This window comes from Mesorhizobium sp. RCAM 05104, from assembly GCF_059683645.1.
Genome location: NZ_CM185033.1, coordinates 616,220 through 631,025, shown reverse-complemented (window position 1 = coordinate 631,025; position 14,806 = coordinate 616,220). Strand labels below are relative to the sequence as shown.

Genomic DNA, 14,806 nt, shown 5'->3' with positions numbered 1-14,806 from the left:
AACAAGCGTGGCGCTGCCCGTCTGGCTGCCGTGCAGGCACTCTACCAAATGGATGTCGCCGGCAGCGGTGTCTTCGAGATCACAGCCGAATACGAGGCCTTTCGCCTCGGCAAGGAAGTTGACGGGGCGCTCTACCGCGAGGCCGATGCGCAATGGTTTCGCGCCATTCTCTCCGGCGTCGTCGAGAACCAGAAGACCGTCGATCCGATCATCCGCCAGGCGCTGACCGAGGATTGGCCGCTGTCAAGGCTCGACTCGACACTGCGTGCCATCCTGCGCGCCGGCGTCTACGAACTGATGAAGCGCGAGGACGTGCCCGTCGCAGTCATCGTTTCCGAGTATGTCGACATCGCCAAGGCCTTCTACGAGGAAGACGAGCCGAAGCTGGTCAACGCCGTACTCGACCGCGTGTCACGCCGGGTGCGTGGCGAAGGGCGCGGCAAGGACGCATCATGACGGCAATCGCCGTCGAGGCAGGCAAGGAGGCGCGTCGCACCGCGTTGATCCTCGCCGCCTCGCAGGCGATCGTTGGCTCGGCTGCGCCCATCGCCATCTCCATGGGTGCGCTGGCCGGGCAATATCTGCTTGCCGCCGACAAGTCGCTGGCGACGGCGCCGATCACCGGCTTCAACCTCGGCGTGGCGCTCGGCGCGCTGCCGGCAGCGGCGATCATCCGCAGGCTGGGCCAGCGCGGCGGCTTCATGACCGGCACTGTCGTTACCGCGTTTGGCGGGCTGGTCGCCACCCTGGCGCTTTTCCATGGCAGCTTCTGGCTGTTTGCCTTCGGCCTGCTGCTGATCGGGGTCGGCGGTGCCTTCGTCCAGCAGTTCCGTTTTGCCGCCGCGGACAACGCGCCACCGGCGTTCAAGGCGCGCGCCATCTCTTTCGTGCTGGCCGGCGGTATCGTCACCGCCATCCTAGGGCCGCAGATCGTCATCTTCACCCGCGAATTGTTCGCGCCGGTGATGTTTGCCGGCTCGTTCGCTTCCATCCTGCCGCTGGCCGCGGTCGGCGCCATCGTCCTGTCGTTCCTGCGACTGCCGGCGAAGGCAACAGGGAAAGCGGAAATCGCCGACAGCGACGCCAGGCCGTTGGCTGAAATCGTCACGCGGCCGCGTTTCGTCGCCGCATTGTTCTGCGCGGTCGGCAGCTACGCGCTGATGAGCTTCGTCATGACCGGCGCCCCGCTGGCCATGGTTGGCTGCGGCCTGTCGGAAGACGATGCGACGCTGGGCATTTCCTGGCACGTCATGGCCATGTTCGCACCGAGCTTCTTCACCGGCTCGCTGATCCATCGCTTCGGCGCCGAGCGGATCGTGGCCATCGGCCTGATCCTGTTGACCGGCTGCGCCATTGTCGCCTTGTCGGGTCTGGCGCTGTGGCAATTCTGGACGGCGCTGATCCTGCTCGGCCTTGGCTGGAATTTTGGCTTCATCGGCGCCACGGCGATGGTGGCGGCCAGCTACCGGCCGTCGGAAAAGGGCAAGGTGCAAGGTTTCCACGACTTCGTCCTGTTCGGCTCTGTGGCCTGCGCTTCGCTGATGTCGGGCATGGTCTACAACGCCTGGGGCTGGGAAATGCTGAACTGGATGATCTTTCCGGTCACCGTTCTGTGCTTCGTGGCCCTCGGCGCGCTGAAGCTGACGGGCACTCGCAGAGCCGGCGCCTGACCCCGGATCGCTTTGCTTGACACGATGCTGTCAGGATGGACTCGGCGAAGGCGTCGACGCCCGAACAAAATTATTGCGCCGATCCCTGTTCTTATGAAACCGTATGCCCCGACGGCGCGTTTGGGCCATGCTCATATGCGGCTACCGAATTTCGGTTCATTGCAAGGGGATTTCACTATGTTTTCGATCAAGGCTCTGGCCGGCGCGGCGCTTGCGCTCGGCATCACCGCTGCCTCCGCGAGCGCCCAGGTGGTTGTCTCCTCGAAGATCGACACCGAGGGTGGCGTGCTCGGCAACATCATCCAGCTCGTTCTCAACGCCAACAACATCAAGACCACCGACCGCATCCAGCTCGGCGGCACGCCGGTGGTGCGCAAGGCGATCACCGCCGGCGAGATCGACATCTATCCCGAATACACCGGCAATGCCGCCTTCTTCTTCGAGAAGGCCGACGACCCGGTCTGGAAGGATGCCGCCAAGGCCTATGAGACGGCCAAGAAGCTCGACTATGACGCCAACAAGATAGTCTGGCTGTCGCCGTCGCCAGCCAACAACACCTGGGCGATCGCGCTGCGCAAGGAGGTTGCCGAAACCAACAAGCTCGCCACGCTCTCCGACTTCGGCAAGTATGTCGCTGGCGGCGGCCAGGTGGTGCTGGCGGCTTCCGCAGAATTCGTCAATTCGGCGGCAGCGCTTCCGGCCTTCCAAACCACCTATGGCTTCACGCTGAAACCCGAGCAACTGATCACGCTCTCAGGCGGCGACACGGCGGCGACCATCGCGGCGGCCGCCAACCAGACTAGCGGCGCCAACGCCGCCATGGTCTACGGCACCGATGGCGGCATCGCGCCGTCCGGTCTCGTCGTGCTCGACGACGACAAGGGCGTGCAGCCGGTCTACCAGCCGGCGCCGATCATCCGCGAAGCGGTGCTCAAGCAGCATCCCGAGATCGAGACGCTGCTGAAGCCGGTCTTCGCCAAGCTCGACCTCGTCACGCTGCAGGAGCTGAACGGCCGCGTCCAGGTCGGCGGTGAGCCGGTCAAGGGCGTTGCCGAAGACTTCCTGAAGAAGAACGGCTTCCTGAAGTAGAGCGATTCCGGCGCGCCGCATTCGTGGCGCGCCGGAACGACTGACGGGGGAGGGCGTGCCAATCCGCTTCGACAAGCTCGGCGTGGTCATCGCCGCGATAGCAGCCTACGCGGCTTTCGCCGCGCCCTTTGCCACGTTCCGTGCCAACCGCATCGTTCCCGGCCAGGCGCGTTCGATTATCGAGGCGTTGCCGCCAGCCACCGGGCCATTGCTGCTCGCCATCATTATCGCTGCCGCACTTGTCGCGCTGTTCAAGACGCCGCTGATGCTGCGCCTTGCCGCCAGCGTGGCGGCACTTGCCGCGCTCGCGCTGCTGATCGGCGTCGCCGGCACGTTCCTCACGCCTGCCGGCAACACCTTTACGAGGATTTCGCCGGCCTCGGGCTTCTGGATCCTCATCTTTGCTTTCACGCTCTTGCTGGCCGACGTTCTGACGAGGCTGGAGCTTTCCCCCTGGGGCCGCGTCGGCGTGCTGGTAGTGGCTAGCGCGGCGGTCGGTCTGCTGTTGATTTCGGGAAGCTGGAACGACCTGTCCATCCTCAAGGAATACGCCAACCGCGCCGACAGCTTCTGGGCCGAAGGTTCCAAGCATGTGACGCTGGCACTCGGTTCGCTGCTTGCCGCGGTGATCATCGGCCTGCCGCTCGGCATCCTTTGCCATCGCGTCGAGAGGCTGCGTGCGAGCGTCCTCAACGTGCTCAACATCATCCAGACCATTCCCTCGATCGCGCTTTTCGGGCTGCTGATCGCGCCACTCGGCTGGATCGCGTCACATGTGCCGGGGGCTGCGGCGCTCGGCATTCGCGGCATCGGCACCGCGCCGGCTTTCGTCGCCTTGTTCCTCTATTCACTGCTGCCGGTGGTGGCCAACACGGTGGTCGGCCTCGCCGGCGTGCCACGCGCCGCCAATGACGCTGCCCGCGGCATGGGCATGACCGACAGGCAACGTCTGTTCGGCGTCGAGTTTCCGCTGGCCTTTCCGGTGATCCTCACCGGTATCCGCATCGTGTTGGTGCAAAACATTGGCCTTGCAACGATTGCCGCGCTGATCGGCGGCGGTGGCTTTGGCGTGTTCGTCTTCCAGGGCGTTGGCCAGACGGCGATGGATCTGGTGCTGCTCGGCGCGGTGCCGACGGTCGCGCTCGCCTTCGCCGCCGCCATCATACTCGACGCGGTGATCGAAATGACCTCCACCAGACGACGCGAGGCAAGCCCGGCATGATCGAGATCGAAGGCATTACCAAGCGCTACGATGCGACAACGGTGGTCGACGACGTCTCGATGGTCATCGAGCCGCGCACCATCGCCGTCATTGTCGGCACGTCCGGGTCCGGCAAGACGACGCTGCTTCGCATGATAAACCGGTTGGTCGAGCCGACCGCTGGCGTCATCAAGCTCGACGGCGCCGACAACCGCTCGCTGCCTGGCTATGAACTGCGCCGCAGCATCGGCTATGCCATCCAGGGCCACGGCCTGTTTCCGCATCGCACGGTGGCGCAGAACATCGCCACCGTGCCGGTTCTGCTCGGCTGGGACAAGGCCCGCATCAAGGCCCGCGTCGAAGAGCTGATGACGCTCTACCAGCTCGATCCCGAGGCGTTTGGCCCGCGCTACCCGCACGAGCTTTCCGGTGGCCAGCAGCAGCGCGTCGGCGTTGCCCGCGCGCTCGCCGCCGAGCCCAACGTGCTGTTGATGGACGAGCCGTTCGGCGCCCTCGATCCGATCATTCGCACCAAGGCGCAGGAAGACCTGCTGACGATCCAGAAGCGCTTCGGCACCACCATCATCCTTGTCACCCATGACATGGAGGAGGCCGTGCATATGGGCGACAAGATCGCCGTGATGGATGCCGGCAAGCTCGTGCAATACGCCAAGCCCGCCGAGATCCTGGCGAGACCGGCCAATGCCTTCGTCGAGACCCTGGTCGGCGCCAGCGAACGGCCGTTTCGGCTGCTGTCGCTCGGCCGGGTGCGCGACGCGGTGGAGAAGGGCACCGCTGATGGCGAGGCGATCCCCGGCGATGCCAGCCAGCGCGATGCGTTGGCGGAATTGCTGTGGTCGGGCCGGCCGGCGTTGCCGGTGAAAGGCGCCGACGGCAAGCCGCTCGGCCGCGTCACCCTCGACGGTCTGGTCAAACGCTCGGCGAGGCCGGCATGAAAGCCTGGCTTCCGGCGCTGCTGCGACTGGCCCTGGTCGTGCTGCTCGTCGCCTTCCTCACCAATCCCGGCTGGTTCGAACCGCTGCTGAAGCCGCTGACCGAGAACAACGCCCCGGTGATCTATAACCAGGGCAGCCTGCTGACCCTGACGCTGTTGCATTTGCGCATCGTGCTGATCGCCACCATGGCGGCAACCATCGTTGCGGTGGCGCTTGCCATCCTGGTCACCAGGCCCGCCGGTGCCGAGTTCCTGCCGCTATCGCGCAGCCTGGTCAATATCGGCCAGACCTTTCCGCCGGTGGCGGTGCTGGCGCTTGCGGTGCCGGCGGTCGGCTTTGGCGAAAAGCCGACATTGATCGCGTTGTTTCTCTATGGCCTGCTGCCGATCTTCGAGAATGCACTGACCGGCCTGACGACGCTGCCGGCCAATGTGATGGAGGCGGCGCGCGGCGCCGGCATGACCGGCTGGCAAAGACTGGTCAAGGTCGAGCTGCCGCTCAGCGCCCCGATCATACTCGGCGGTATCAGGCTGTCGGTTGTCATCGGCCTTGCCACCGCCACCATCGGCTCGACCGTGGCCGCCAAGACGCTGGGCGAGGTGATCATCGCTGGGCTGTTGTCCAACAACCTCGCCTTCATCCTTCAGGGCGGCCTGATCGTGGCGGCACTTGCCGTGCTCATTTATGACGGGCTGTCGGCGGTCGAACGCTATACCGCGCGCCGCATGGGCAGGGAGACAGCGTAGTTTACGATCTCACCTGGCGTCAGCAGGAAGCAGTTCTAAATCTTGGAGGTTTGACTCCGTTCATTTGCGCAACATTTCTATTCTAAGCGGGCACGGGCGCGGTATCCATATCGGCGTGCGCCGCCAACGGAAAACGCAACGGCACGGCATCGACCTTCTTCGTAGCCAAGAAGTTTCTGTTCCGAAGATATCCAAAGCCGCGAGTCGCCTCTGCCTGGATTCTGTCGATGACCCGCTTGTTTCTGTGGGGCGGCCGAGCGAATTGGATCAAGGTCGCAGGGCCGCCGCTTTCAGAAACGAACTGGGCCTGGGCGCAGAGCGCGGGCATCAACTGGTAGGTGGTGTTGCGTGCGGTCGTCATCTCGTTTGGACTGAAGAGCGCGAGATCGACCGCTGCCTTGAGGCGCTTCGTGTCCTTGAGCAGTTTTTGGGCGGCCTTTTTAGAAATCAGATACCCGCACGCGCCCAGGTGCTGTCCGAACAGCCGCGTTGTGAAGTATCCATTCTTAACTTGAACGGACTGGCTCCCAATCCTCACCCGCCCAAAGAATGTTTCGAGCTTGACCACGTCTGCGTCTCGCGGAACCCAGGTATCATCGGCAAGCATTGCTCCGGCGTCGTGGCTGAAAACAACGTCATCCTCGAAGACTGCGCCATACCGATCAGGGCCATCGGCGATCCTTTGCCAGCAGAGGCGGTGGCTAAGGAAGCAACAGATTTCCCCCTCGGTGAGCGGGGCCGCGATGAACGGAGCCCCGGCAGTCGCATCGACAGCTGCAACGCGTTCAAAAGGAATTCCAATGCGGGAAAATTCTGCCGTGACGTCAGCGAGCCGATCAATTGATCGGTCAAGATTGATCACCAGACACCTCACTACCGACCCCCCCCGGGCATAAAAGAATTATATGCGCTCTATACTTATGCGGAAAGTTGACCATCAGTTATTGTCGCCTGTCGAAATTGTATACGGGCGCGCTAAACCTTCCCTGAGCGCCACTGTGGTCGCGGCCATTGGGCCAGGTTGGCGTGCTCCAAGAGCATAATAGGACAGCAAAAAGCTATGGCCCGTACCTTTGCGGAGGCCCTCGCGAACATCCCCAGAATCTGACGCAACAGCCTGCCCTTGGGACGCCCACGGCGCGGTAAGAATTACCAGGTCTCTTGGGTGTCGCCCGAACATCTGTGCCCGGTGCTGGCCAGCCTTCCTCCGCGACTACTGGCAGGACCACAAGGCGATAGACTCTTTTTCGCCGCGCGCGGCTGGGACAAAGTTCAGGACATGCCGCCTGATCTGACGGGCCGACGGACGAGCAGGTCGCTTGGTGGCTGGACGCCGAGCGGCGCGCTTTCAGGGCCACGACAAGCCCTTCAGCGCCGGGCACGGCGCGGCCTGAATGCAATTCAATCGGTTTGCACGAAAGCATTACGGCGAAAGCCGGGCAAAAACCGAACAATATCTTGACGTTCCGAGCCCTGTTTCGCATACACCGCTGCGAAGGGTCGGATTCCGCCTGCGGAATCCGGTCTCTGTCTCAACGGCCCAGGGAGGGGTTCTTTTGGGCCATCAATCGAGGAAAATCCGGCAATGACAATTATTTCCGCCGTCATCGCCTGCGGTCTGCTTTCTGTCCTTTACGCCATCTGGGCGACACGTTCGGTTCTTGCGGCCGATCAGGGCAATGCACGCATGCAGGAAATCTCCGCGGCCATCCGCGAGGGCGCGCAAGCTTATCTGGCGCGCCAGTACACCACCATCGCCATCGTCGGCGTGGTCGTGCTCGTGCTCGCCTGGTGGCTGCTTTCGATCACCGCCGCGATCGGCTTCCTGATCGGCGCCGTTCTGTCCGGCGCCGCGGGTTTCATCGGCATGCACGTTTCGGTGCGGGCCAATGTGCGCACCGCGCAGGCGGCCTCCAACAGCCTCGCCGCCGGCCTCGACATCGCTTTCAAGTCGGGCGCCATCACCGGCATGCTGGTGGCGGGCCTCGCCTTGCTCGGCGTGTCGATCTACTACCTTGTCTTGACCCATTTCATGGGCCTTCAGCCCAACGACCGCATCGTCATCGACTCGCTGGTTTCACTCGGCTTCGGCGCCTCGCTGATCTCGATCTTCGCCCGTCTCGGCGGCGGCATCTTCACCAAGGGTGCTGACGTCGGCGGCGACCTGGTCGGCAAGGTCGAAGCAGGTATTCCGGAAGATGATCCGCGCAATCCGGCCACCATCGCAGACAATGTCGGCGACAATGTCGGCGACTGCGCCGGCATGGCCGCCGATCTGTTCGAGACCTATGCGGTGACGGTCGTCGCCACCATGGTCCTTGGCGCCATCTTCTTCGGCGGCACCGCCGTTCTCGGAGCCGCGATGCTCTATCCGCTGGCCATCTGCGGCGCCTGCATCCTGACCTCGATCGTCGGCACCTTCTTCGTCAAGCTCGGCGCCAACGGTTCGATCATGGGTGCTCTCTACAAGGGGCTGATCGTCACCGGCCTGTTGTCCATCGTCGGTCTTGGCGTTGCCACTTCGGTATGCCTCGGCTGGGGCGAGATCGGCACCGTCGCCGGCATGGTCATCACTGGCAAGAACCTGTTCATCTGCGGCCTGATCGGCCTCCTGGTGACGGGTCTCATCGTGGTGATCACCGAATATTATACCGGCACCGGCAAGCGCCCGGTGAACTCCATCGCCCAGGCCTCGGTGACCGGTCACGGCACCAACGTCATCCAGGGCCTTGCGGTCTCGCTGGAATCGACGGCACTGCCGGCGATCGTCATCGTCGGCGGCATCATCTCGACCTACCAGCTGGCCGGCCTCTATGGTACCGCGATCGCGGTCACCACCATGCTCGGCCTGGCCGGTATGATTGTCGCGCTCGACGCCTTTGGCCCGGTGACCGACAATGCCGGCGGCATTGCCGAAATGGCCGGTCTGCCCAAGGAAGTGCGCCATTCCACCGACGCGCTCGACGCGGTCGGCAACACCACCAAGGCCGTAACCAAGGGCTATGCCATTGGTTCGGCCGGCCTCGGCGCACTGGTGCTGTTCGCCGCCTACTCGAACGACCTGAAGTTCTTTGCCGCCAATGGCGACAAATATCCTTACTTCCAGGGCATGGGCGAGATTTCCTTCGACCTCTCCAACCCTTACGTCGTCGCCGGCCTGATCTTCGGCGGCCTCATCCCGTATCTGTTCGGCGGCATCGCCATGACAGCCGTCGGTCGCGCCGCCGGTGCCATCGTCGAGGAAGTGCGCAAGCAGTTCCGCGAGGATCCGGGCATCATGGCTGGCACCTCGAAGCCGAACTATGCGCGCGCGGTCGATCTTCTGACCAAGGCGGCGATCCGGGAAATGATCATCCCGTCGCTGCTGCCGGTGCTGGCGCCGCTCGTCGTCTATTTCGGCGTGCTGCTGATCTCGGGTTCGAAGGCTTCCGCCTTTGCGGCACTTGGCGCCTCGCTGCTTGGTGTCATCGTCAATGGCCTCTTCGTCGCCATCTCGATGACCTCGGGTGGCGGCGCCTGGGACAACGCGAAGAAGTCCTTCGAGGACGGCTTTGTCGACAAGGACGGCGTCAAGCATCTCAAGGGCTCCGAGGCGCACAAGGCCTCGGTCACCGGCGACACGGTCGGCGATCCCTACAAGGACACCGCCGGCCCGGCCGTCAACCCGGCGATCAAGATCACCAACATCGTCGCGCTGTTGTTGCTCGCCGTGCTCGCGCACGGCTGAACGGCGTCCAACGCTCAAAGTCAAAACCCGCGGGAGCGATCCCGCGGGTTTTTGTTGAGGCGAATGAGGTGCGGACCCTTCAGCTCTTCTCTTTGTCGGCTCCAGGAAATGCTTGCATTCGAGCGCAGGCATTTCCTTCAGGTTCGGTTCACGGGATGGCCATGGGGAAGCCACTCCCCTTGCTGTTTAGCATGCCGCCAGGACCGCTCCGTCTGGTCATAACAAAACCCGCGGGATCGCTCCCGCGGGTTTTTAGTTGCCTGAGATGTTGCTGCTTCCTGGAGGACCCGGGAAGGCAGGTCCGAGGATCAGGGAGTGCCGCCGCCGGGAATGCCGGGCGCCAGCTTGCTGGCGCCGTTGATGATCTGGCTGAGGAAGTTCTGGTCCTTGCCGCCGGTCGGCGTCGTGCGCGCGATGAAGTCGAACATCTTGCCGTCCTTCAAGCCGTAATTGGCGATCTGGGTGACGCGACCGTCGGGGCCGAAATAGACCGCCAGCACATGCTGGTCGATGAGCCTGGGCTTGTCGAAGGCGACGTAGCGCTTGCGCGTCTGGGAAATGTAGTAGAAGGCCTCGTTGTCGAACGTCGCCGTGGTCGACGGCGTACCGAGTGCCAGAAGCACCTGTTCGCGGCTCGATCCGACCGGCACCAGGTCAATCGCCTGCTGGTCGATGACATAGCCCTGCGTCAGCGTCTCGCTCGGGCTTAGGTCACCGATCATCTTGTTGGTGTGGCACGCCGACAGCGCCGAAACGGCGAGCAGCAGCGTGATCGCACCGGCGGGCCTGGACGAGAAGGACGACTTGAAATTCAGCGCGCGCAACAACAATTCTCCATTATATCGCCGCAACTTGCGCTGGGCCGCAAAACCGGTAAACCAGCTTGCCTGCCGATGCAACAAGGCCAACTAAACAAACGGTCCCGGGAGACCATCCCCAATGTTCCAGCGCCTTTTTGGCCGCGAACGCCATGCCAACCGCGCCATCACCGAGGCGCTTTACGCACAAATCGTGGCGGCGGCGCGGCAGACTGTGTTTTATTCCCACTGGAATGTACCCGACACGCCGCTTGGTCGCTTCGAGATGCTGTCGCTGCACATGTTCCTGTTCCAGCACCGGTTGCGCGGCGAAGGCGGTGCGGCCCAAGAGGTCGCCCAGGTGCTGATCGATGAGTTCTTCCTCGACGTCGATCATTCGCTGCGGGAGTTGGGCATTGGCGACGTCGGCGTGCCCAAACGCATGAAAAAGCTGGCGAAGATGTTCTATGGCCGAACCGCCGCTTATGATGATGCCCTGCAGCGAAACGACCACGACGGGCTCACCGCTGCCCTTGCCCGCAATGTCCGGCCCGACGCCGGCGCCTGGCCGCAGGCGTCACGGCTGGCCCTCTATGTCGCCGATGCGGCAACGCATCTTGCCGCTCAGCCGACCGAATCGATTCTCTCCGGTACGGTGACGTTTCCAACCGCCAAGGCAGACTGAAGGAGGCAGCGATGAAACATGCAGAACCACAAGGCCCGGTGTCCTTCATCGCCAATGTCGCCCGCTTGCCGCACAAGGGGCTGCCGGTGGTCATCACCGCCGACGCTGCCCAACGCGCGGCTCTTGCCGCAGAGCATGACCTGCTGTCGGTCGAAACCTATCGCGTGGAGCTCCTGGTGGAGCCATGGAAGCGCAACGGCGTCAAAGTCAGCGGCCGCGTCGAGGCCGACATAACCCAGGCCTGCATCGTCACGCTCGAGCCTGTCGAAGCGCATATCGACGAGGCGATCGAGGCGCTGTTCCTGCCGGATGACTCCAAGCTCGGACGGCAGGGTTTCGATGGCGGCGGCGAGATCCTGATCGATGCGGACGGTCCTGACAGCCCGGAAACATTTTCCGGCGACACGATCGATGTCGGCGCGCTCGCCGAGCAGTTCTTCGGGCTGGCCATCGACCCTTATCCGCGCAAGCAGGGCGCATCGCTGGATGCCGGCGGAGAGATCGAACCGGCGGAAAATGAATTTCAGCAAAAACTGCGATCCTTGCTTGGAAAATCCTGAAAACCTCGCCCGCGACGGAAAAGTCGGTTGTGCGGCAGCCCAAAACCGTTATTTTCGCCGAACCTTCGCGATCGCTAAAGCGACCTGCCGCCTAACCGTGAGATGAATACCGCGTGATCAGGATTTCCATCGATGCCATGGGCGGCGATCACGGACCAGCCGTGGTCATTCCGGCGCTCATGACGGTCGCGACCCGCCGTCCCGACATCCGGTTCGTCATCTACGGGCGCGAGGATGCGGTGCGCCCTGAACTGGCCAAGTTTCCCAAGCTGGCCGATGTCAGCGAGTTCATCCATTGCGAGGTAGCGGTCAGGATGGACGACAAGCCGAGCCAGGCGCTGCGCCACGGCCGCTGGAAGTCGTCGATGTGGAAGGCGGTCGAAGCGGTCAAGTCGGGCGCGGCGGATGCCTGTATCTCCGCCGGCAACACAGGCGCGCTGATGGCGATGTCGAAATTCTGCCTGCGCACCATGGCGACCATCGATCGCCCGGCGATCGCGGCACTCTGGCCGACATTGCGCGGCGAAAGCGTGGTGCTGGACGTCGGCGCCACCATCGGTGCCGACGCGCACCAACTCATTGATTTTGCCATTCTCGGCACCGGCATGGCGCGCTCCGTGTTCGGCATCGCCCGGCCGACGGTTGGCCTGCTCAATGTCGGCGTCGAGGAGATCAAGGGCCAGGAAGAGGTCAAGGAAGCGGGACGCATGCTGCGCGAGGCCAATATGGCCTCGATGAATTATCACGGCTTTGTCGAGGGCGACGATATCGGCAAGGGTACGGTTGACGTGGTGGTCACTGAAGGCTTCGCCGGTAACATCGCGCTGAAGACCGCGGAAGGCACCGCGCGCCAGATAGCAGGTTACCTGCGCGCCGCGATGAGCCGCACCCTGATGGCCAAGATCGGCTATGTCTTCGCCAAGGGGGCCTTCGACCGCCTGCGCGAAAAGATGGACGTCGGCCGCTCCAACGGCGGTGTTTTCCTGGGGCTGAACGGCATCGTCGTCAAAAGCCATGGCGGGGCCGATTCGGACGGGTTCGCCGCGGCGATCGAGCTCGGCTACGACATGGTGCGCAACAATTTGCTTGACCGCATCGAGGCCGATCTGGACCTGTTTCATGCGCGCAACCCGCATGCCATGACATCTAGGAAATCCGACGTCGTTACCGACGCGAAGGAATAGGAAAGAGCATTGATCAGATCAGTCGTGCGCGGCACGGGCGCCGCGCTGCCCCGCCGCATCATGAAGAATGCCGATTTCGAAGGCATGGTCGAAACCTCGGACGAGTGGATCGCCCAGCGCACTGGTATCCGCCAGCGTCACATCGCGGGTGACGACGAGACGACGGCCTCGCTGGGTGAAGCGGCCGCGCGCGCCGCACTTGCCAATGCGGGCCTGACGCCCGATGACATCGATCTGATCGTGCTGGCGACCTCGACGCCCAACAACACCTTTCCGGCCACCGCGGTCGAGATCCAGAACCGGCTCGGCATGCATCACGGCTTTGCCTTCGACATGCAGGCGGTCTGTTCCGGTTTCGTCTATGCCGTGACAACCGCCGACCTCTACATCCGTGGCGGCTTGGCCAAGCGCGTGCTGGTGATCGGCTCGGAAACATTCTCGCGCATCCTCGACTGGAGCGACCGCTCGACCTGTGTGCTGTTCGGCGACGGCGCGGGCGCGCTGGTGCTCGAGGCGGGCGAGGGCGCAGGCACGATCGCCGACCGCGGCGTTCTGGCGGCCAGCCTGCGCTCCGACGGCACGCACAAGGACAAGCTTTTTGTCGACGGCGGGCCATCGACCACGGGGACCGTCGGCCATCTCAGGATGGAAGGCCGCGAAGTCTTCAAGCATGCGGTCGGCATGATCACCGACGTTATCGAGGCGACGTTCTCGCAAGCTGGCATCACCGCCGCGGATCTCGACTGGTTCGTGCCCCACCAGGCCAATAAACGCATTATTGACGCTTCCGCCAGGAAGCTCGGGATAGAAGAGCAAAAGGTGGTGGTAACGGTCGATTTGCACGGTAATACCTCGGCGGCTTCCGTGCCGCTGGCGCTTTCGGTTGCCGTCGCCGACGGGCGCATCAAGAAGGGCGATCTCGTGCTTCTGGAAGCGATGGGTGGCGGCTTCACATGGGGCGCTGTTCTCGTTCGCTGGTAAGTGCCGAACGGTCCGGTTTCGGTCCTTGACCTTGCCGGATCAATTACTTAGGCTCTGCCGTTGTTGTGCCGAATTTTATGTTTTGAGCTGATGGGACGGTCGCATGGGGGGAAAGACACTTACGCGCGCCGACCTTGCCGAGGCCGTCTACCGAAAGGTCGGCCTGTCACGCACTGAATCGGCTGAACTCGTTGAAGCGGTTCTGGACGAAATCTGCGAAGCGATCGTTCGTGGCGAGACGGTGAAGCTGTCGTCCTTCGCGACATTCCACGTCCGTTCCAAGAACGAGCGCATCGGCCGCAACCCGAAGACCGGCGAAGAGGTGCCGATCCTGCCGCGCCGGGTGATGACCTTCAAATCGTCGAACGTGTTGAAGAGCCGCATTTTGCGGTCTCATCAAAGCGGAAAGGCCAAAGGCGGCAAGTAGTCTCGTTCTACTGCGCGGTTGAAAACCGACCCCGTCATCACGCCGGGCTTGAATATTGCTTCACAAACCGCTGAAATAAGGCCCGATTCGGCAGCATGGCTGGATTGGTGTTCTGCGTATGATCCATTCCGCGGAAACGGAATGAGCTTCTCTCTTTGGTGAGCGTGATCTCGTCTGAAGACCGTTCCGGATCACGCTCCAGCGTGAGGATTTCGCCCATGGACAAGAGCCCTGACGCCTTCCGTACAATCAGCGAGGTCGCCGAGGATCTCGACCTGCCGCAGCATGTGCTGCGCTTTTGGGAAACGCGTTTCAACCAGATCAAGCCGATGAAGCGCGGTGGCGGCCGTCGTTACTACCGGCCGCAGGATGTCGAACTGATCAAGGGCATCCGGCACATGCTCTACGACCAGGGCTACACCATCAAGGGCGTGCAAAAGCTGTTGCGCGAGAATGGCAATCATTTCCTCGTCGCCATCGGCAATGGCGACATGGCCGCCGTCGAGGCGATCTCGCAGCGTAGGCAGGCCGATCAAGTGCCACTGACACCGGCAGCCCAGCCGCGCGGCATGGATGACGAACTGGTTGGCCAACCGCGCGTAAAGCCAAGCCGGCGCTTTTTTGGTCTCGGCAAGAGCGATGAGGAAGGTCCGGTCCAGCCGGATGCGTCGAAACTCTCGCGCGACAATCGCGCCCTGCTGCAGGAAGCGTTGTTCGACCTCCTGGAATGCAAGCGGCTGCTCGACCAGGTGCGCTGACCGGCGCCCGAAGCGCCGGTGATAT

16 protein-coding genes are annotated in these 14,806 nt (G+C 63.1%); 13 read left to right on the top strand and 3 right to left on the bottom strand.

What is annotated here, in order from left to right; translation table 11 throughout:
* Positions 1-48 precede the first annotated feature (48 nt).
* The 6 genes from nusB to AC56QP_RS03465 all read left to right on the top strand — a co-directional run bounded on the left by nusB (position 49) and on the right by AC56QP_RS03465 (position 5,662).
* On the top strand, positions 49-456 hold the full coding sequence (nusB, locus tag AC56QP_RS03490) for a transcription antitermination factor NusB (protein WP_489863698.1): 408 nt from the start codon (positions 49-51) through the stop codon (positions 454-456).
* Positions 453-1,670, top strand: a complete 1,218-nt coding sequence (locus tag AC56QP_RS03485; RefSeq protein ID WP_489860923.1) for an MFS transporter — start codon at positions 453-455, stop codon at positions 1,668-1,670. Before nusB ends, AC56QP_RS03485 begins: the two co-directional genes overlap by 4 nt.
* A 177-nt stretch (positions 1,671-1,847) precedes the next feature.
* Complete coding sequence (gene osmF, locus AC56QP_RS03480) at positions 1,848-2,759, top strand: glycine betaine ABC transporter substrate-binding protein OsmF (protein ID WP_489860924.1); 912 nt, start codon at positions 1,848-1,850, stop codon at positions 2,757-2,759.
* A 55-nt stretch (positions 2,760-2,814) separates the two neighbouring features.
* Positions 2,815-3,981, top strand: a complete 1,167-nt coding sequence (locus AC56QP_RS03475) for an ABC transporter permease (RefSeq protein WP_489860925.1) — start codon at positions 2,815-2,817, stop codon at positions 3,979-3,981.
* Positions 3,978-4,916, top strand: coding sequence for an ABC transporter ATP-binding protein (locus AC56QP_RS03470; protein ID WP_489860926.1), 939 nt, complete (start codon positions 3,978-3,980; stop codon positions 4,914-4,916). The genes AC56QP_RS03475 and AC56QP_RS03470 overlap by 4 nt, the downstream gene beginning before the upstream one ends.
* Positions 4,913-5,662, top strand: coding sequence for an ABC transporter permease (locus AC56QP_RS03465; RefSeq protein WP_091578128.1), 750 nt, complete (start codon positions 4,913-4,915; stop codon positions 5,660-5,662). The genes AC56QP_RS03470 and AC56QP_RS03465 overlap by 4 nt, the downstream gene beginning before the upstream one ends.
* An 82-nt stretch (positions 5,663-5,744) precedes the next feature.
* Here AC56QP_RS03465 and AC56QP_RS03460 read toward each other — a convergent pair whose 3' ends face one another.
* A complete protein-coding gene (locus AC56QP_RS03460) occupies positions 5,745-6,524 on the bottom strand; it encodes a glycosyltransferase family 25 protein (RefSeq protein WP_489860927.1) in 780 nt (259 codons plus the stop codon).
* 723 nt (positions 6,525-7,247) lie between these two features.
* Here AC56QP_RS03460 and AC56QP_RS03455 point away from each other — a divergent pair.
* A complete protein-coding gene (locus AC56QP_RS03455) occupies positions 7,248-9,389 on the top strand; it encodes a sodium-translocating pyrophosphatase (RefSeq protein ID WP_489860928.1) in 2,142 nt (713 codons plus the stop codon).
* A 308-nt stretch (positions 9,390-9,697) separates the two neighbouring features.
* Here AC56QP_RS03455 and AC56QP_RS03450 read toward each other — a convergent pair whose 3' ends face one another.
* On the bottom strand, positions 9,698-10,213 hold the full coding sequence (locus AC56QP_RS03450) for an outer membrane protein assembly factor BamE (RefSeq protein WP_489860929.1): 516 nt from the start codon (positions 10,211-10,213) through the stop codon (positions 9,698-9,700).
* A gap of 115 nt (positions 10,214-10,328) precedes the next feature.
* On the opposite strand from AC56QP_RS03450, the gene AC56QP_RS03445 reads away from it, so the two are divergent.
* From AC56QP_RS03445 to AC56QP_RS03425, 5 genes are all read left to right on the top strand, one after another.
* Positions 10,329-10,871: a ubiquinol-cytochrome C chaperone family protein gene (locus tag AC56QP_RS03445; protein ID WP_489860930.1), complete on the top strand. Its 543-nt coding sequence runs from the start codon at positions 10,329-10,331 to the stop codon at positions 10,869-10,871.
* A gap of 11 nt (positions 10,872-10,882) precedes the next feature.
* The gene (locus AC56QP_RS03440) at positions 10,883-11,431 is read left to right on the top strand and encodes a YceD family protein (protein ID WP_489860931.1); all 549 of its coding nucleotides are present in this window, start codon (positions 10,883-10,885) and stop codon (positions 11,429-11,431) included.
* A 113-nt stretch (positions 11,432-11,544) separates the two neighbouring features.
* Positions 11,545-12,615, top strand: a complete 1,071-nt coding sequence (gene plsX, locus AC56QP_RS03435) for a phosphate acyltransferase PlsX (protein ID WP_489860932.1) — start codon at positions 11,545-11,547, stop codon at positions 12,613-12,615.
* Between the two features lie 9 nt (positions 12,616-12,624).
* Complete coding sequence (locus tag AC56QP_RS03430; RefSeq protein WP_489860933.1) at positions 12,625-13,596, top strand: beta-ketoacyl-ACP synthase III; 972 nt, start codon at positions 12,625-12,627, stop codon at positions 13,594-13,596.
* Between the two features lie 103 nt (positions 13,597-13,699).
* Positions 13,700-14,023, top strand: a complete 324-nt coding sequence (locus AC56QP_RS03425) for an integration host factor subunit alpha (RefSeq protein WP_111545727.1) — start codon at positions 13,700-13,702, stop codon at positions 14,021-14,023.
* Between the two features lie 37 nt (positions 14,024-14,060).
* Here the strand turns inward: AC56QP_RS03425 and AC56QP_RS03420 are convergent, their stop codons facing one another.
* Positions 14,061-14,243, bottom strand: a complete 183-nt coding sequence (locus tag AC56QP_RS03420; RefSeq protein WP_489860934.1) for a hypothetical protein — start codon at positions 14,241-14,243, stop codon at positions 14,061-14,063.
* Between AC56QP_RS03420 and AC56QP_RS03415 the strand changes: the two genes are divergently transcribed.
* The gene (locus tag AC56QP_RS03415) at positions 14,242-14,781 is read left to right on the top strand and encodes a MerR family transcriptional regulator (RefSeq protein ID WP_127412982.1); all 540 of its coding nucleotides are present in this window, start codon (positions 14,242-14,244) and stop codon (positions 14,779-14,781) included. The genes AC56QP_RS03420 and AC56QP_RS03415 overlap by 2 nt on opposite strands.
* The last annotated feature ends 25 nt before the right edge of the window (positions 14,782-14,806 follow it).

Coding starts and splice junctions, on each gene's coding strand:
- nusB (WP_489863698.1), top strand. CDS start 49: ATGGATGTCGCCGGCAGCGGTGTCTTCGAGATCACAGCCGAATACGAG.
- AC56QP_RS03485 (WP_489860923.1), top strand. CDS start 453: ATGACGGCAATCGCCGTCGAGGCAGGCAAGGAGGCGCGTCGCACCGCG.
- osmF (WP_489860924.1), top strand. CDS start 1,848: ATGTTTTCGATCAAGGCTCTGGCCGGCGCGGCGCTTGCGCTCGGCATC.
- AC56QP_RS03470 (WP_489860926.1), top strand. CDS start 3,978: ATGATCGAGATCGAAGGCATTACCAAGCGCTACGATGCGACAACGGTG.
- AC56QP_RS03465 (WP_091578128.1), top strand. CDS start 4,913: ATGAAAGCCTGGCTTCCGGCGCTGCTGCGACTGGCCCTGGTCGTGCTG.
- AC56QP_RS03455 (WP_489860928.1), top strand. CDS start 7,248: ATGACAATTATTTCCGCCGTCATCGCCTGCGGTCTGCTTTCTGTCCTT.
- AC56QP_RS03445 (WP_489860930.1), top strand. CDS start 10,329: ATGTTCCAGCGCCTTTTTGGCCGCGAACGCCATGCCAACCGCGCCATC.
- AC56QP_RS03440 (WP_489860931.1), top strand. CDS start 10,883: ATGAAACATGCAGAACCACAAGGCCCGGTGTCCTTCATCGCCAATGTC.
- AC56QP_RS03425 (WP_111545727.1), top strand. CDS start 13,700: ATGGGGGGAAAGACACTTACGCGCGCCGACCTTGCCGAGGCCGTCTAC.
- AC56QP_RS03415 (WP_127412982.1), top strand. CDS start 14,242: ATGGACAAGAGCCCTGACGCCTTCCGTACAATCAGCGAGGTCGCCGAG.
- AC56QP_RS03420 (WP_489860934.1), bottom strand. CDS start 14,243: ATGGGCGAAATCCTCACGCTGGAGCGTGATCCGGAACGGTCTTCAGAC.